This is a genomic window from Halomonas maura, from assembly GCF_030409305.1.
Taxonomy (GTDB): domain Bacteria; phylum Pseudomonadota; class Gammaproteobacteria; order Pseudomonadales; family Halomonadaceae; genus Halomonas; species Halomonas maura.
Genome location: NZ_JAUFPQ010000012.1, coordinates 132,466 through 150,011, shown reverse-complemented (window position 1 = coordinate 150,011; position 17,546 = coordinate 132,466). Strand labels below are relative to the sequence as shown.

The 17,546-nt window shown below is 63.4% G+C and carries 14 protein-coding genes and 2 tRNA genes; 14 read left to right on the top strand and 2 right to left on the bottom strand.

The features are described 5' to 3' along the window. The first annotated feature begins 193 nt into the window (after positions 1–193). From QWY76_RS06135 to QWY76_RS06095, 9 genes are all read left to right on the top strand, one after another. The gene (locus tag QWY76_RS06135; RefSeq protein ID WP_290310225.1) at positions 194–1,912 is read left to right on the top strand and encodes a tetratricopeptide repeat protein; all 1,719 of its coding nucleotides are present in this window, start codon (positions 194–196) and stop codon (positions 1,910–1,912) included. Positions 1,913–1,935: 23 nt separating this feature from the next. Further along, positions 1,936–2,556 (top strand): lipoprotein insertase outer membrane protein LolB, encoded by a 621-nt coding sequence (lolB, locus tag QWY76_RS06130; protein ID WP_290310224.1) that lies wholly within the window; start codon positions 1,936–1,938, stop codon positions 2,554–2,556. Further along, the gene (gene ispE, locus QWY76_RS06125) at positions 2,549–3,403 is read left to right on the top strand and encodes a 4-(cytidine 5'-diphospho)-2-C-methyl-D-erythritol kinase (protein ID WP_290310223.1); all 855 of its coding nucleotides are present in this window, start codon (positions 2,549–2,551) and stop codon (positions 3,401–3,403) included. The genes lolB and ispE overlap by 8 nt, the downstream gene beginning before the upstream one ends. A 58-nt stretch (positions 3,404–3,461) precedes the next feature. After that, positions 3,462–3,536: transfer RNA gene (locus QWY76_RS06120), tRNA-Gln, on the top strand. A gap of 63 nt (positions 3,537–3,599) precedes the next feature. Then, on the top strand, positions 3,600–4,541 hold the full coding sequence (locus QWY76_RS06115; RefSeq protein ID WP_290310222.1) for a ribose-phosphate pyrophosphokinase: 942 nt from the start codon (positions 3,600–3,602) through the stop codon (positions 4,539–4,541). A gap of 255 nt (positions 4,542–4,796) precedes the next feature. Beyond that, positions 4,797–5,486 carry a 50S ribosomal protein L25/general stress protein Ctc gene (locus QWY76_RS06110; RefSeq protein WP_290310221.1) on the top strand — a complete coding sequence of 230 codons (690 nt, stop codon included), beginning with the start codon at positions 4,797–4,799 and terminating at the stop codon, positions 5,484–5,486. 114 nt (positions 5,487–5,600) lie between these two features. Then, entirely contained in the window at positions 5,601–6,185 is a 585-nt protein-coding gene (gene pth / locus QWY76_RS06105; protein ID WP_290310220.1) for an aminoacyl-tRNA hydrolase, read from the top strand. A 90-nt stretch (positions 6,186–6,275) separates the two neighbouring features. Further along, positions 6,276–7,367 carry a redox-regulated ATPase YchF gene (ychF, locus tag QWY76_RS06100; protein WP_290310219.1) on the top strand — a complete coding sequence of 364 codons (1,092 nt, stop codon included), beginning with the start codon at positions 6,276–6,278 and terminating at the stop codon, positions 7,365–7,367. Between the two features lie 55 nt (positions 7,368–7,422). Then, a tRNA-Met gene (locus tag QWY76_RS06095) sits at positions 7,423–7,499 on the top strand. 162 nt (positions 7,500–7,661) lie between these two features. On the opposite strand, the gene QWY76_RS06090 is transcribed toward QWY76_RS06095, so the two are convergent. Continuing rightward, entirely contained in the window at positions 7,662–8,960 is a 1,299-nt protein-coding gene (locus tag QWY76_RS06090) for a M18 family aminopeptidase (protein WP_290310218.1), read from the bottom strand. A 141-nt stretch (positions 8,961–9,101) separates the two neighbouring features. Here QWY76_RS06090 and QWY76_RS06085 point away from each other — a divergent pair, with 141 nt between their 5' ends. Next, the gene (locus QWY76_RS06085; RefSeq protein WP_290310217.1) at positions 9,102–11,207 is read left to right on the top strand and encodes a carboxy terminal-processing peptidase; all 2,106 of its coding nucleotides are present in this window, start codon (positions 9,102–9,104) and stop codon (positions 11,205–11,207) included. 58 nt (positions 11,208–11,265) lie between these two features. On the opposite strand, the gene QWY76_RS06080 is transcribed toward QWY76_RS06085, so the two are convergent. Then, positions 11,266–11,466, bottom strand: coding sequence for a hypothetical protein (locus tag QWY76_RS06080; RefSeq protein WP_290310216.1), 201 nt, complete (start codon positions 11,464–11,466; stop codon positions 11,266–11,268). Between the two features lie 647 nt (positions 11,467–12,113). Here QWY76_RS06080 and QWY76_RS06075 point away from each other — a divergent pair. From QWY76_RS06075 to QWY76_RS06060, 4 genes are all read left to right on the top strand, one after another. Beyond that, a complete protein-coding gene (locus QWY76_RS06075) occupies positions 12,114–12,812 on the top strand; it encodes a L,D-transpeptidase (RefSeq protein ID WP_290310215.1) in 699 nt (232 codons plus the stop codon). 1,228 nt (positions 12,813–14,040) lie between these two features. Next, on the top strand, positions 14,041–14,658 hold the full coding sequence (locus tag QWY76_RS06070; RefSeq protein ID WP_290310214.1) for a hypothetical protein: 618 nt from the start codon (positions 14,041–14,043) through the stop codon (positions 14,656–14,658). A gap of 338 nt (positions 14,659–14,996) precedes the next feature. Then, on the top strand, positions 14,997–15,602 hold the full coding sequence (locus tag QWY76_RS06065) for a hypothetical protein (protein ID WP_290310213.1): 606 nt from the start codon (positions 14,997–14,999) through the stop codon (positions 15,600–15,602). Positions 15,603–16,164: 562 nt separating this feature from the next. Continuing rightward, complete coding sequence (locus tag QWY76_RS06060; protein WP_290310212.1) at positions 16,165–17,484, top strand: hypothetical protein; 1,320 nt, start codon at positions 16,165–16,167, stop codon at positions 17,482–17,484. Positions 17,485–17,546 lie beyond the last annotated feature (62 nt).

Genomic DNA, 17,546 nt, shown 5'->3' with positions numbered 1-17,546 from the left:
GTCCGGCATCTTCGGGATAGCGGTGGAGAGGTCCCGGGCGGACAGCCGCCTCGTCTCCACGGCGCAACATTCTACCACAGGCCGACCCGGCGCGGCGCCCCGCCGAGGGCGTTGTCCTTTGCCCCACGGAACCAAGCCGTTATGCTGGCGTCTCGGCCTTCACCTCGAGACTCGCATGCCCCGCCGATCCCCCATGACATTCGCACGCCGTCCGCTCGCCGCCCTCGGCCTGAGCCTGTTGCTCGGCGGCTGCCAGAGCCTGTCGCCCCAGCCGGTGACAGCGGATCCCATGGTCGGGGCGCCGCCCATCACCCAGGGCCTGGATGCCCAGGGGCTGTCCTCGCTGCTGGTGGCGGAACTCGCCGGGCAGCGTGGCGACTATCGTCGCGCCACCCGCGGCTACCTCGAGACCGCCGAACGCTACGGGAGCGTCGCCCTGGCCGAGCGCGCCGCCCTGGCCGCCCGCTTCGACGAGGACCCGCAGCTGCTCGAGGAGGCGGCCCGCCGCTGGCAGGCCCTGGCGCCCGAGAGCAGCGCCCCGGCCCGGCTGCTGGCCAGCCTCGCCATGCAGCGTGGCGACTGGACCACGGCGCTGGACCAGCGGCTCGCCGTGGTCGACCGTGGCGGCGAGGGCGAACTGCTGGACTTCGCCGAGAGGGCCCTCGAGGCCGGTACCGACCCGCTCCCGCTACTGGCCCTCCTGAGGCGCCACCTGGCCGATACCACCGCCGCCCCGCCGGATGCCGAACTCGCCACCGCCCTGCTCGAGGCGGCGGCGGGCGAGTATCGGGCGGCACGCCAGCGACTGGAGCGGCTGGCGGCTCGCGCCCCGGAGCTGCCGGCGCTGTGGCGCATCCGTGCGGTGGTGGCCCTGGACAGCGAGGCGCCACAGCAGGCCAAGGCGGCCGCGCGGCGCGGGCTCACGCTGGCCCCCGGCGACCCGCGGCTGATGCTGCTGACGGCCCAGGCGGAGATCCGGCTCGGCAACCTCGCCGCCGCCGAGGCCAACACCGACGCCCTGCTCGAGGACCACGGCGACACCCCGGAGCTGCGCCTGGCCCTGGCCCGGCTCTACCTGGAGGAGGGGCATCCGCGACCGGCGCGCCGCCTGCTGCTGCCGCTGATCGGCGACGATGCCGCGCCGCCCCTGGCCTTCCTGCTGCTGGGCAGCATCGCCGACGAGGAGGGCGAGGTGGACAACGCCCTCCTCTATTATCGCCAGGTCCCGGAGGGCGAACGCTTCCTGCTCTCCCGGGCCCGGGCCGCGCGCATGCTGGTGGAGCACGACCGCCTGCTCGACGCCCGGACCTTCCTGCGCATCGAGCGGCTGCGCCATGAGGCCGTCGCTCCCGAGCTGGTGGCGCTGGAGGTGGAACTGCTCGACGAGGCCGGCGCCCGCGACCAGGCCGATGCCCTGCTCGTACGCAGCATCGACCAGTACCCGGACGCCACCCGGCTGCGCTACCAGCGCGCCATGCGCGCCTACGAGGACGGCGACCTCGCCGCCATGGAGAGCCACCTGCGCGCCATCATCGAGCGGGAGCCCGATAACGCCAATGCCCTCAACGCCCTGGGCTTTACCCTGGCCGACATGAACCTGGCCGGTCGGCTGGACGAGGCCCAGCGCCTCATCGAGCGCGCCCATGAGCTGGCGCCGGACAACCCGGCCATCCTCGACAGCCTCGGCTGGGTGTATTATCGCCGTGGGGATCCCGAGGCCGCCCTGCCCTGGCTGGAACGCGCCTGGACCGCCATGCCCGATCAGGAGGTCGCCGCCCACCTGATCGAGGTGCTCTGGCAGCTGGGCGAGCGCGAGCGTGCCCGGGACCTGCTCGAGACGGCGCGGGACCGCTTCGATCCACGCCCGGCCATCGAGGCCCTGCGCGACCGCCTCCCCGCGCTCACCCCCTGAATCATCCGCGAAGGGAATCGACCATGCGACGCCATCGACCGAGACACCTGTTATGGCTGGCCCTGGGCCTGGCCCTGCTGGCCGGCTGCGCCACCCGCCCTCCCACGGGGGAGATGGAACGCAGCACCGGCCAGTGGGAGGACCAGCGCGAACGTCTGGAGACTCTCCAGGCCTGGCAACTGACCGGCAAGGCCGCGCTGCGCACGCCCGAGGACTCGACCAGCGCCAACCTGGACTGGCGCCAGACCCCCTATCATTACCGTATCCTGCTCAGCGGCCCCTTCGGCAGCGGGCGCAGCGTGCTCGAGGGACGCGAGGGCCGGGTATCGCTGACCACCGGTGAGGGCCGCTTCGAGGCCGACAATCCCGAGGCCCTGATGCAACAGCAGCTGGGCTGGTCGCTGCCGGTCTCGGCACTGACCGACTGGATCCGCGGCCTCCCCGCCACGCAACGTCCCCACCGCCTGGAGCGCGACGCCCGCGGCTTCCCCCAGGCGCTCCATCAGGACGGCTGGAGCATCGTCTACCGGGACTGGACCCGGGCCGAGGACCTGTGGCTACCGCGCCGCATGACCATGACCTACGACGAGCTCCGGGTCACCCTGGTGGTGACCCGCTGGCAGCCGGAGCCCGGCGATGCCTGACACGCGCCTGGTGCTGCCGGCCCCGGCCAAGCTCAACCGCCTGCTGCACATCACCGGACGCCGCGCCGATGGCTACCACGAGTTGCAGACGCTGTTCCAGTTCCTCGACCACGGCGACACCCTGTCGCTTGGCCGCCGCGATGACGACACCCTGCACCTGAGCCCGGCGCTGGCCGGCGTCACCGCCGACGACAACCTGATCGTGCGGGCGGCCCGGCTGCTGCGGGAGGCCACGGGCACCCGCCAGGGCGCCGACCTGCACCTCACCAAGCGCCTGCCGCTGGGCGGCGGGCTGGGCGGCGGCAGCAGCGATGCCGCCACCACCCTGCTGGGACTGGACCGGCTGTGGGGGCTCGATCTCTCGCTCGACACCCTGGCCGAGCTGGGCCTGGCCCTCGGCGCCGACGTGCCGGTCTTCGTCCGCGGTCACGCCGCCTGGGCCGAAGGGGTCGGCGAGCGGCTGACCCCCGTGACGCTGGACATGCCCTGGTTCGTGGTCGTCCATCCCGGCGTCACGGTCGCCACGCCGGCGGTGTTCCGGGCCCCGGAATTGACACGGGATACCCCCCCGATTACCATGGCGCGCGCACTGCAGGGGGGAGCGGCGAGCTGGCGCAACGACTGCGAGCCCACGGTCCGGACACTGTATCCCGAGGTCGCCCGCGTCCTCGACTGGCTACAAGACCGGGCACCGTCGATGCTGACGGGCACCGGGGCCTGTGTCTTTGCCAGCCTGGATCGCGAGGTCGACGCCGATGCGCTGCTGGCCGAGATGCCGGCGGGCTGGCACGCCTTCAAGGCGCACGGCCTGAACCGTTCTCCTCTTCACGATGCCCTGGATCGATGACCGCCCCCTTCCCCTGGGCACGGCGGCACCTGGGTCGATCCGGCATGGTTAAGGTTGCTGGGGTATAGCCAAGCGGTAAGGCAGCGGTTTTTGGTATCGCCATGCGCAGGTTCGAATCCTGCTACCCCAGCCATTTCCACCCCGGAACGGCACCGATCCGACTCCTGAAGACCCAACACTGCAAAGGTGGCTGCGCGTGTCAAAATTGATGGTTTTCGCCGGGAACGCCAATCCCGAACTCGCCCAGAAAGTGGCCGAGAGCCTGGACAACCGGTTGGGCAACGCCACGGTCGGCCAGTTCAGTGACGGCGAAGTCGCGGTCGAGATCAACGAGAACGTGCGCGGCAAGGATGTGTTCATCCTGCAACCCACCTGTGCACCGACCAACGACAACCTGTTGGAAATGATCCTGATGGTGGACGCCCTGCGCCGGGCCTCCGCCAGCCGGGTCACGGCGGTGGTGCCCTACTTCGGCTACGCCCGTCAGGACCGTCGCGTGCGCTCCGCCCGGGTGCCGATCTCCGCCAAGATCGTCGCCGACATGATGGTCAAGGCCGGCGTCGACCGGGTGATGACCATGGATCTGCATGCCGATCAGATCCAGGGCTTCTTCGACGTGCCGGTGGACAACGTCTACGGCTCGCCGATCCTGCTCGACGACATCGAACGCCAGAACTACGACGACCTGGTCGTGGTCTCCCCGGACGTCGGCGGCGTGGTGCGGGCCCGGGCCATCGCCAAGCAGCTCAACGCCGACCTGGCGATCATCGACAAGCGCCGCCCCCAGGCCAACCAGGCCCAGGTGATGCACATCATCGGCGAGATCCAGGACCGCACCTGCGTGGTGGTGGACGACATGATCGATACCGCCGGCACCCTGTGCAAGGCCGGCGAGGCGCTCAAGGAACATGGCGCCCGCCGCGTGGTGGCCTATGCCACCCACCCGATCCTGTCCGGCCCCGCCGTCGACAACATCACCGGCTCGGTGCTCGACGAGGTGGTGGTCACCGACACCATCCCGCTGTCCGAGACCGCTCGGCGCAGCGGACGCATCCGTCAGCTCAGCGTGGCCGGGCTGATCGCCGAGGCGATCCGGCGGGTCAGCAACGAGGAATCCGTCAGCGCCATGTTCCACTGAGACCGACTCAGCGGGACGTGGCGCCGGAACGTGCCCTTCGGGGCGTCCGGAAGCGCCGAGAGGTTGTTCAAGATCTCGCGAGCGAGGGGCAGACAAGGCGAATCGTGTGAAGAAGCGCAGTTTACGTGTTGTAAATGAGCAGTCTGAACACGCTTTCAACGATGTATGCCCGACGCGCAGCAGATCTTGGGCAGGCTCGAAGGGTCTGGTCGCGGACCCCGGCGTCTTTCCTTACTTCTAGCAAGAGGCAATACCATGTCCGATTTCAAACTCAACGCCAGCGTTCGCAACGACCTGGGGAAAGGTGCGAGCCGCCGCCTGCGTCGTGCGAACGAGCAAGTGCCGGCCATCATCTATGGTGGTGAGCAGGCCCCCCAGCCCATCGCCGTCGACAAGACCAGCTTCTACAAGGCGATCGAGGACGAGGCCTTCTTCTCCTCCGTGATCAACCTGACGGTGGACGGCAAGGCCCAGCAGGTAGTGGTGCGTGACCTTCAGCGTCACCCCTACAAGCCGCTGGTGTCCCACGCCGACTTCATGCGCGTCGATGCCACCCACGAGCTGACCCTGAACGTGCCGCTGCACGTGATCGGCGAGGATGCCAGCAAGGCCATCAAGGATCAGGACGGCGAGCTGCACGTCCTGACCTCCGAGGTCGAGATCAGCTGCCTGCCGAAGGACCTGCCGGAGTACCTGGAAATCGACATCAGCAACGTCGAGCTGGGCACCACCCTGCACCTGTCCGACCTCACGGTGCCGGCCGGCGTGACCCTGGTCGCGCTGACCCACGGCGAGGACCACGACAACGCCATCGTGAGCGTCACCAAGGCCAAGGTCCGCGCCGAGGCTGAGGAAGAAGGCGAAGAGGCCGCCGGCGAGGAAGCCAAGGGCGAAGCGCCCAAGGGCGAGGAAGCCAAGGGCGAAGGCGAAGGCGACACCGAGTAATCGGCCGTTGCCGGCGGGCATGCCGATCCCTCGGCATGCCCGTCCCGCCTTCACGGATCAAGCGCCTCGGCGCTTGATTTTTTTTGCCATCACGCCGCACGCGAGGACACCGGCATGAGCCAGTTGAAAGCGATCATCGGCCTGGGCAATCCCGGCGCCGAGTACGACGCCACCCGTCACAACGCCGGCGCCTGGCTGCTCCACGCCCTGGCCCGGGACGCCGGCGGCGAGCTGCGCCCGGACCGGAAGTTCCTGGGGCGCTACGCACGCGTCCACGTGGCCGGCCAGGACCTGCACCTGCTCGAACCCACCACCTTCATGAACCGCAGCGGCGGCGCCGTGGCCGCGCTGATGAAGTTCTTCAAGCTCGCCCCCGACGAGCTGCTGGTGGCCCACGACGAACTGGACATGCCCCCCGGCACGGCCCGTTACAAGCAGGGCGGCGGGCACGGCGGCCACAACGGCCTGCGCGACATCATCCGCGCGCTGGGCAACGACAAGTCCTTTCACCGCCTGCGCATCGGCATCGGCCACCCCGGCCAGGCCCACCAGGTGACCAACTATGTGCTGGGCCGCCCCGGCAAGGCCGAGCGCGCCGCCATCGACGCCGCCATCGACGAGTGCCTGGCCACCCTGCCCCAGGCCGTCGCCGGCGACTGGCCGCGCGCCATGCAGCGGCTGCACAGCTTCAAGCCCTGAGGCGCGTCGCATGGCACGTGCTCCCCGGGCGTGGCGGCGGTAGAATGCCTGCCAGTCGCCATTCATGAATTCGCTTTCCAGGAAGATCCCATGGGTTTCAACTGCGGTATCGTCGGCCTGCCCAACGTCGGCAAGTCCACCCTCTTCAATGCCCTGACCAAGTCGGGCATCGACGCCGAGAACTTCCCCTTCTGCACCATCGAGCCCAACGTCGGCATCGTCCCCATGCCGGACCCGCGCCTCGACCGGCTGGCCGAGATCGTCAAGCCGCAGAAGGTGCTGCCCACCACCATGGAGTTCGTCGACATCGCCGGCCTGGTGGCCGGCGCCTCCAAGGGCGAGGGGCTCGGCAACCAGTTCCTGGCCAATATCCGCGAGACCCAGGCCATCGCCCATGTGGTGCGCTGCTTCGACAACGACAACGTCATCCACGTGGCCAACGAGATCGATCCGCGCGCCGATATCGAGACCATCAACCTGGAGCTGGCGCTGGCCGACCTCGACACCGTCGAGCGCGCCATCCAGCGCCTGGTTCGCGTCGTCAAGGGCGGCGACAAGGAGGCCATCGCCACCAAGGCGATCCTCGACCGCATCCAGCCCCACCTGGCCGAGGGCCAGCCGCTGAGAAGCTTCGGCCTCGACGACGACGAGAAGCGCCAGCTGAAGAGCTTCGGCTTCCTGACCCTCAAGCCGACCATGTACATCGCCAACGTCAACGAGGACGGCTTCGAGGACAACCCCTACCTCGAGGTGGTCAGGGAGATCGCCGCCGCCGAGGAGGCCGTGGTGGTGCCGGTGTGCAACCAGATCGAGGCCGAGATCGCCGAGCTCGACGACGAGGAACGCGCCATGTTCCTCGACGAGATGGGCATGCAAGAGCCCGGCCTGGACCGGGTGATCCGCGCCGGCTACGAGCTGCTGGGCCTGCAGACCTACTTCACCGCCGGGGTGAAGGAAGTCCGCGCCTGGACCGTCAAGATCGGCGCCACGGCGCCCGAGGGCGCCGGCGTGATCCACACCGACTTCCAGAAGGGCTTCATCCGCGCCGAAGTGATCGCCTACGAGGACTTCGTGGCGCTGGGCGGCGAGCAGGGCGCCAAGGACGCCGGCAAGTGGCGCCTGGAAGGCAAGGACTACGTGCTCAAGGACGGCGACGTGGTGCACTTCCGCTTCAACGTCTAGGGCCACGCGCCTTGACGCCACGGTCCGACCCGGGTAGTATTCGCCCCCGTCGCACGGCTACGTAGCTCAGCTGGTTAGAGCACATCACTCATAATGATGGGGTCCCCTGTTCGAATCAGGGCGTAGCCACCAGATACCGAAAAGCCCGCCTGGTTCGCCAGGCGGGCTTTTTCGTTCGGCTTCGGGCTTCGGTGAACGCTCGAGGGCGGCTTCGGGGTCGGGGCGCGCGGGCGGCCAGCCGATCTCTTGCCGCTGGTCGCCCGTGGCCCGTGGCCCGTGGCCCGTGGCCCAGCGTCAGGGCAGCTCGGCGCGGTCGAAGAAGGCGGTGAGCACCCGGGTCAGCTGGGCCACGTCCTGGCTACCCGCCGTCTCGCGGATCGAGTGCATGGCCCACTGGGGCACGCCCACGTCCAGCGTCGGCACGCCGAGTTCGGTGGCGGTGATCGGCCCGATGGTGCTGCCGCAGCCCATGTCGGCCCGGGTGACGAAGGTCTGCACCGGCACCTCGGCCTCGCGACACAGCTCCCGGAACAGCGCCGCGGTGGCACTGTTGGTGGCGTAGCGCTGGCTGGCGTTGACCTTGATCACCGGCCCGGCATTGAGCGCCGGCCCGTGGGCCGCATCGTGCCTGTCCTGGAAGTTGGGGTGCAGGGCATGGGCGTTGTCGCAGGAGATCATCCGCGAGGCCTGGATCAGGCGGATCCACCCTTCCTCGCCGCCCTCCCCCAGCTGGGCGTTGACCCGCCGCAGCACGTCGCCCAGGAAGGGGCCCTGGGCGCCGCAGGCACTGGCGCTGCCGACCTCCTCGTGATCGTTGGCCACCAGCAGGGCGCCTTGCGTCCCATCGCATGCCAGGAGGGCCTCGAGGCCGATGAAGCACGACAGCAGGTTGTCGAGCCGCGCGCCGGCGATCAGCTCGCCCGCGACGCCGACCCGGGCCGGCGGCTGCACGTCGTAGAGGGCCAGTTCGAAGTCGAGCACCTCGAGCCCCTCGACACCGTGCTGCTCGGCCAGCCAGTCGCGCAGCAGCCGCTCGACGTCGGTATGCCCGCCGCCCTGCAGCAGCACCGGCGGCATCTCGGTCTGGGCGTTGATGGCCCGGCCGTTGTTGGCCTCGCGGTCGAGGTGGATCGCCAGGCTGGGGATGATCGCCACCGGGCGGTCGACGGTCAGTGGCAGGCCTTCCAGCCGGCCGTCCGGATGGCGCACCTGGACACGCCCGGCGAGCCCCAGGTCGCGGTCGAACCAGGGCGCCAGCAGGGCGCCGCCGTAGACCTCGACGCCGAGCTGCAGCCAGCCGGCGGCGGTCTGGGCGGCGTTGGGCTTGAGGCGCAGGCCCGGGCTGTCGGTATGGGCACCGATCATGCGCAGGGCCACCAGCGGCGAGCTCGGCAGCTGCAGGGCGATGATCGAGGAGTCGTTGCGGGTCACGTAGACCCTGTCGCCCGGCGAGAGGCGCCAGGCCTCGGTCTCCTCGAGGCGCCGATAGCCGGCCTCCTCGAGACGCTCGGCCATGTTGGCGGTGGCGTGCCAGGGGGTGGGAGAGCGGCGCAGGAAATCGAGCAGCCGCTCGAGTCGGGCATCCTGGGGCATGGGATTCCTCTGTAGCGCGGGACATTCGGGGGTCTTGGGATCTCGAGCGAGCTGCTACAATAGCCCCTCGGTCCATGCAACTCGCGAGCCGAATCGCAGTCTGGACTGAAGAGTGTACATGAATCCGGGAGTGCTTCATCGATGAGCCTGTTTGTCACCCTGGGGCGCGCGGCGGCCCTGGCCCTGCTGCTGGTCGCCGGTCCCGCCCTGGCGGAGCTCGTCCCCAGCGACGCCCAACGCCAGGCGGCCGCGGAAGTGGCCGAATCCCTCCGCTATGGCCACTATGCGGACGTCAACCTGGACGACGAGTGGTCGCGCCAGGCCTTCGACCGCTACCTGGACATCCTCGACGGCCAGCGCGCCTACCTGCTGCGCCGCGACGTCGATGCCTTCGACGACCTGGCCACCACCCTGGACGACGCCGTCCTGGACGGTGACCTGTCGCGTCCCTTCGCCCTCTACCGCCGCTATCACGAACGCGCCGAGGCCCGCCTGAGCTGGCTGCTGGCGCGCCTCGACGAGGGCCTGGACTTCGGTTTCGACGGCGACCAGCGCATGCTCCTGGACCGCGAGGACACGCCCTGGCCCGGCAGCGAGGCGGCCCTCGACGCGCTGTGGACCAAGCGCCTGCAGAACGCCGCCCTGACCCTGTCGATCAGCGACCAGTCCCCCGAGCAGGTGGAGGACACCCTGCGCCAGCGTTACGAGGGCCAGCTGTCCCGCCTGCGGCAGACCAACGAGGAGGACGTCTTCGGGCTCTTCATGGCCGCGGTCACCGGCAGCATCGACCCCCACAGCGAGTACCTGTCGCCGCGCCAGAGCGAGTCCTTCGACATCCAGATGCGGCTGTCCCTGGAGGGCATCGGCGCCCTGCTCCAGGCCGACGGCGAGTACGTCAAGGTGGCCAGCCTGGTGCCCGGCGGCCCGGCGGAACGCGCCGGGGTGCTCCAGCCCGCCGACCGCATCGTCGGCGTCGGCCAGGAGGACGAGGAGATCGTCAACGTGGTCGGCATGCGCCTGGACGACGTGGTCGACATGATCCGCGGCCCCAAGGGCTCGGTGGTGCGCCTCGACGTGGTGCCCGCCCAGGCCGTGGACATGACGCGCTCCAAGGAAGTCGAGATCACCCGCGACACCGTCAACCTCGAGGATCAGGCCGCCCGGGGCGAGGTCATCGAGGTGGAACGCGACGGCGAGATGCACCGGCTGGGCATGATCGAGGTGCCGACCTTCTATGTCGACTTCGATGCCTGGCAGGCCGGCGAGGAGGACTACCGCAGCACCACCCGGGACGTGGCCAGGGAGGTCGAGCGCCTCAAGGCCGAGGGGGTCGAGGGCATCGTGCTCGACCTGCGCGATAACGGCGGCGGCGCCCTGCAGGAGGCCAACTCGCTGATCGGCCTGTTCATCGACCGCGGTCCCACCGTCCAGGTGCGCGACGCCCGGGGACGCATCAGCCTGTATGGCGACACCAACAGCGGCACCCTCTATGACGGCCCCCTGGTGGTGCTGGTCAACCGGCTCTCGGCCTCGGCCTCGGAGATCTTCGCCGGCGCCGTCCAGGACTATGGCCGCGGCCTGGTGGTGGGCAACGACACCTTCGGCAAGGGCACCGTGCAGACCCTCGACGAACTGAGCCACGGCCAGATCAAGCTGACCCGCGCCAAGTTCTACCGCATCTCCGGCGAGAGCACCCAGCACCGCGGCGTGACCCCGGACATCCGCTTCCCGAGCCTGATCGATCCCGAGCTCATCGGCGAGAGCAGCCTCGACAACGCCCTGGCCTGGGACACCGTGCGCCAGGTCCAGTACCGTCAGTACGGCGAGCCGCAGCGCTATCTCGAGACCCTGCGCGAGCGCCACCGTCGGCGCGCCGAGGACCACCCCAACTTCCACTACCTGGAGCGCCAGGCCAAGCTGGCCGAGCGCCTGCGCGAGCAGCACACCAGCGTCAGCCTCAACCGCGAGCAGCGCCGCCGGGAAGTGGAGGCCCAGGAGGCCGAGCAGCTGGCGCTGGAGAACCAGCGCCGCGAGGCGCTGGGCCTGGAGCCCCTGGAGGAGTGGATCGACGCCCGCGACGCGCCCCAGGACGAGGTCGACGGCGACCCCGACGCGAGTACCGACGCCGGCACCGCGACGGGTCCCGACGCGGAGCCGATCGATCGGGCTCAGGTGGTGGAGGCCGCCGAGATCCTGCTCGACTTCGCCCGCCTCGACAGCGGCCTGCGCCTCGCCGAGTACGACTGACCCCTCCCCTTCTCCAACCGTGACGCCGGGCCCCAGTGGCCCGGCGTCGTGATACGGGTCATCCCGCCGACCGTTCGCAGTCGGCCGGCCCGCGGAAGTCACAGATCGTGCAGTGGTAGCGCCGGCCGCGAGCCGCCTCGATGCCCACCCCGCCGAGCAACTCCTCGAGATGATGCCCCTCGCCCGCCACCCGCTCCTGTTCCCGACATACCGGACAAGTCAGGACGATGACGTCGTCCACCCGCTCGATGTAGAACATGTACGCCTCCCGTTAACAACCGCCTGACATGCCAGCTTAGACGCTGTTGCCGGCGTCATGGCAGGCTTGGCGATTCCCGCCTTCGTACCGCCGATCCGCCAGGGCCTTCGCGCTCGAGCGCCTCGCCGACAGCGGGCCCATCGGGCGCCCCTCCTCGAAGCCAATCAGCGGCGCGCCGACCGGCGCGTCCTGCCGTCGCAGGCACCCGGGATCGCGCCCGGCAGGCCCGCCCCGTCCGCCTCAAGGCCAGCCGCCGCCGACCCGGCCTTCCCACCGCCTCATGGCCCTGCCGCGCGACTCCATCGACGACGGCCGATCTTCACGGCTCGCTGGAGCACCGCGCCGGGCGCTCCGGGTAGCGCCCACCGAATCCCGTGGCGAACATCTCGCGAGCAGCGAGCGACATCGCTCACACGGCACTTGACCATGTAACAAAAGAAACCTAACGTTACAAATATTAACATTATGAGAGGCGGCTAAGCCGGATGGCGTATCGAATCCGCCCTTTGGCGCTAGATGACAACGAAGCATGCATGAGACATGCCTGACCACCGCCTCGAATGCCTCCACCGCAAGGGACGTCGCCTCGGGGCTCATCGCGACGCATTCGAGGCCGATCGGAAACAACACAACCGGGATACCAGGGAGTGCCAAGCGTGCTGAACACACACACTTCTCAACGCAAGAATGCCGCTGGCCTGCGCAGGGGGCTGGCCATCACCCTCTCGGGGCTGCTGCTGGCCATCGCTCCGTTGGCGACCGCCAGTACCTCGCCCCACGCGGGAGGCGAGGCGGACATCCAGCGGTCATCATGGATGAACAACGTCGAGGCCTTCGTGATCCCCGATCAGGTGGGGCCCGAGGATGCCTGGCTGCATATCGACCTGGTCAGCCGGCAGCTGGTGTTGTTGCGGGGAGCACGCCGCTTGGCGACGATCCCGTACGTGGCCTATGGCTCACAAGGCTATCGGCGGGTGCGCGTACAGGGCAGCCGGCAGACACCCGTCGGCCAGTTCACCATCCAGCGCATCAACCCTCACAGCAAGTTCCGCACCTTCATGGAGTTCGACTACCCCACGCCGGGTGCCGCCTGGGACGCACGGGCGACGGGACTGCTGAGCGATGCCGAGTACCGGTATTACCGCTCCTACCGATCGAAGCATGGCATGTCTCCCCCGAACACGCGCCTGGGAGGCCATATTGGTCTCCATGGCCTCGGCAGTTCCGATGAGTGGATCCATAAGCGTCGCGACTGGACACATGGCTGTATCGCCGTGACCAATGAGGAAATCGACCAGATCAAGGGCTGGATCGACATCGGTTCCCGGGTGGTGATCCGGGGCTGACCGGTCCGCCCCCCCTGGCTCGCCATCCCCCTGGCGTCTCGACCAGCGACGACAGGCAGCACGGTCAGGCAAGTCTCATCGACGCCCGTCTCACGCACGCGACCGACGACATTCGCCGATCCTCCTTGCCCTGTCCTGCGGGGTGGGCAAGGGAGCATCGCCGCCGGCGGGACTGCGTCATCAGGCCGCTGACACGCCCGGACGCCGGGTTACATGTGAGGAAGGTGTCGATGCCAGGGCCAGACCAGGGGGACTGTCAGCACCGCTCCCCCCTTTTCCCACTAGGTTTTGTATGAAAAGTCGGTACTCAGGAGACATTCAGTTTAGGGACTGACATGCGTCTCCAGTTCCAGGAACACCCGGTAACCATGAGGATGCCTCTGTGATCTGGACCTCTAAGCTTTGTCTGAAAAGTCGACGAGCGATGGCCAAACAAGGCAAAAATCGGAGAAAAGACGGAGTTTACGCGGTGTACATGAGTACTTTGATCCGATTTTTAACGCCGGATGGGCGAGCGCAGGCAGTTTTCAGACAAAGCGTAAGGTGATTCCTGTCGCCCAGCTGGGCATCCCCTGCCAGGCCTTCGCCACCCAGGCTCGAGGCCGCCTTGCTTCGGAATACACCATCACCCCTGGCACGCCCTACCCCAACACCGCCACCTCAGCGATCAGAGCCACGCCCACAAGCAGATCTGCTACCAGATCTCTCGATGCGCCCGCGCATCAACGGCGACCAGCATTTCAAGCCCTTAGCAGCGGGTCAGCCAAAGGTGCCAACCCTCTACGACTTTTTTCCCAGGATCCGACTACGCATACCGAAGCATTCTTTAGTAAGCTGAGTGTAAGCGTATGTTTCCAATCGGATACTAATGTTATTCCGATGGAGCCACGCTGGCGGCCTGCACCGCCAGGAAGGAGGGCTGGTGATCGGCCACTCTCGGCGGTAGCGTGCCTGATCGAAAATTGCGCCCCACGCTTGTCAGGGCAACGGTTTTCGTAGGAACGCAGACATTTTGAGCGATTAAAGGTCTGCATTTGACCCACCATACGCACCATTGGCTGTATCGAGTTGTAGAAAAGAGATGTACATCGCGACAGGCAGATATCGACCCATAGCCGACATTTAACACAAGATGCCAAACTAGAGGTGTTGTATGGCTGCAGTAACTTATATGAAGAGGGGGTGATTAATGGCATTGTTTGGTTGCATATAAGACGCAGGATTGCCGATGTTCAAAAAAATTTCTCGATGGTATAGAAGGCCTAAAGATCCTGCCGGTTACGTCTATTATGTAAGACTTAAAACCTCTGATGGACCTTTCTACAAATTGGGGTTTACGAGTAAGTCGAGCTTAGTTGAGCGAATGGCATATGGGAATAGTGGCGACGAAAATTTGATTGACCGCCAGCTTGTCTTTACATTTCGCCATGATGCTTGGGATGTCGAGCAAACATTGCTTGATCATTTTGACAAATATCGTGCATTTGGAAAATACAGTAGAGATCCGACGAAGCCCCTTTGTGGCCGAGGTCAATCCGAGTTGTTCGCCAACGACATATTAGGTCTTGATGATGAGCTATATGCCGCTCCCAGCGAAGAGAAGTTAAAAGAATGGGAAGAAGAGAATGAGCAGGCGAAAGATGGCTGTTTGATGATTTTGATCGGTCTGGTTTTAGCTCCTTTTACATTTGGTTTGTCGTTGTTTTTCATTATAGGGGGGCTTTCTGGCTTTTGGAGTATCGGTAAAAGCCATCGAGCGGGTGTGGTAGGACAAACTCGACCAAAGCACCCTCCAACTATACAGGACCTGGTTGACTCTATAAGCAATGGAAAGAATGTAGCCTAAATGATGATTGAGTATCGTGATTTACTAGCTGGTTTTATGATGAAAGGTGATGTTGTATCTGTAAATATGATGATTGACTATTTTGGCCTGAATCTGAATTTAGGCTATGCTGATAAAGCTTGTGTGGCAGTTGACGACCCAAAGCGGCCATGTTGGCAAAGGCCGCCAGCACGTTCATCGGTGTTAGATAGCCGGCACGATGAAATGTTTTTCAGTAGGTTGTGGAGAGTACAGCGTGCAGTATAATATTGTTGAACGTGTCGGCGCGTTCATTAAATATCAGAGCGTTCCGTCTAATACCTGTTCAATCGCTCCGCAGGCTAGGAGGTGGTTTAAGCGTGGGAAAGAAGACTCCTAATCCGACTCCAGATGACGCTACTTGGTTTGATCATCAACAACTTCTTTTCTGGCTTCAGGCTTGTCTGAGGGATGCAGAGGTATATTTTTCGTCGAGCAACGCTTCAAAAGCGGCGTTTGACAAAATGTTCTCAGGCGGTTTTGAAGCTATAGAGCAGCACAAAGACGAACACCAAAAGCTCTCTGACCAACAAACGCTAGACGCATATCATTTTATAGTTGTTACTGGTAACTTACTCCGTCTGCTTAAAAGAGCGAAGCATCTCTTTCCCGCTATTCAGCCCCCATACAGCAGAGCAAAGCATCTGCTATCGGAAGGCAAGGAACTGCGTGACATGATAGAACATTCACATGGAAATGACGGGTATCTTGCAGGTGGCGGAAATCATCCTGAAAAGTTCGTTCGTGATGGCGCGCCAAAGCCAGGTATTACCGCTGACGCCACCTCAACCATCATTGATGAAAACGGACACTGGCTGGGTGGCCGACTCTGCGTTGAGCGTGTGTTGAAAGAGGTTTCAGAAATCTATCAAGAGGCGAGAGAAATACCTCCGCCTACTGATGGTGGTGGGAAGAAAGCAGATTGAACAACGCAATTAAATTCGCTCCCTGCGGTCGCCGGACGCTCGTACCTCGCGCCGTTTATCGCAGGCGTTAACCAGATTAAAGGAGCCTCGTGTGTTGCGAAGCCTTCGGAAAGGTAACTCTAGCGTCTATTTTCAGCACGAGAATACCGGTCACAGCATCGGCGCTGAGAAATTTGAGTCAGCTGTAGTCGATGGTGCCGTAGTGTTGAGGTTCGCCGTAAAACCAGTGGATGAAAATCAGCGCCAGGATGAAAGCTACTTACACGAGGAAGATCTCGTATCTATCACCATTGATGATGAAAGGGTGATAGAGGGTTTCATATCCCAGGTAAAGGCGAGCGGATCAATATTTTCTAACTGCGAGCTAGAAGTTATTTCTCGTAATAAGGTCTTTACCTTTGAGGTCCGACCGCAGCTCGTAGATCATGGTGCCGTCAAGCATCTGGAATTTCAGATTACATCGCAACATGGTTAACAATTCGCGTCACATTGATGCCCTTTACGCCGCTTCGCTCTGTAAAGGTCACCGGTGCGCTCCGCGTTATGCCCAGTTGAGGGATCGATGAGTTTCGAGAGACTTAGAAGCAATTTTAGATCTTATAAAAGATTACTGGAGTCGGACACGCTGGGCTCTTTCGACTTTTTTACATGTATGGTGTGTTTGGATAGCATCGATAGCTCTAGGTTTGACCAGTTCTTGGGAGCTATAGAAGCTAAAGATTACGCTGTTCTATGCAAGGTAATACCGCTTGCCGTTCATGAGTTTACGCATTTCATTGATTCAACCTCCACGGTTTGGGGCATGAACCATTTAAATAAAATGAACGAGGCATATTGCTCCAACAATAGAATGGGCGGCAAAGAGGAAGAGTTTTACAAGGCAAAGAGCTTTTTAGAACATGCAAGGTCATTACGCCTGCCTGACTACTACACAGTGATTGATAGGGCAAAAGGACCGGATAGACCATGGCAGTCAAGAATCACTATGGGGAAAAAATTTGGTCTAGATGGAAAGCTATCAAAAGATCCTATTCTATTTTCTCAGTTTCTAAATGCCCATGGTGATTTAATAGCACGATCTCCTGTTTCAACGGTTTCGATTCTTGAAGCTTCGGCCATGTCCAATGAAATGTTAATAATAACATCATTAATTAATGGGCTAAGTGAAGAAGAAAAGCTGGTTGAAAGCGGAATTTACCAGCGCGAATCACTTGACTTCATTTACAATCAGAATATTACGGAATACTCCGTTTGCGTGCATGTAGTTGCTAACCATTTGCAGTGCAAGGATGTTTTTGTAGCGTCCCAAATATGCTCAATTATTACGCGCCTAGTATTGAACTTTCCCGAGTCACTAGTTGAAAAAGTACTGTCGTCAGACATACATCAGGTAGTAGACCTTCCCAAGGGAAGTGAGTTTGAAAGCAGGGTGAGGACAGGTATACAGAATCTAAATCTTGGAATATTGTACTTTCTAATGTGCAGTGCTCTACCGAGTAATACAGCGGAAAGCCCGGGAAAAATGATTGCTGGCGTTGGTGAGGCGCTAGAAAAATTGAACCTTTCGTTAGACTTGCTTAGCGAAGAGGCAAGCAAAGAAATTGAAGGGATAGCTAACAATTTAAAAGACAGCAGGCTAAATGCAATTCGATTGCTGTCTAGAGTTGGCCTTGATAACTTTTTCAAAATACCCATGACTGCTCGAGGGCTTAAGGTTGAAGAGTTGTCACTGCCCCGCGTATATCTTGGTGATGGGACAGAAGTCTCTATTTTCCAAAACGATAAAAGTCTTCTTAAAGACGTCGGAATTGAAGAAATATTCGAGGAACTTTACGAGGGACAAGAATGGGTCGAGAGATTCTCAGAGGGCTGCACAGCATAACCAATGAATCGAGCCGACCAATTTTCCGCTGTCGCTTCAAATTGGCGGCTTATTCAAGGCGT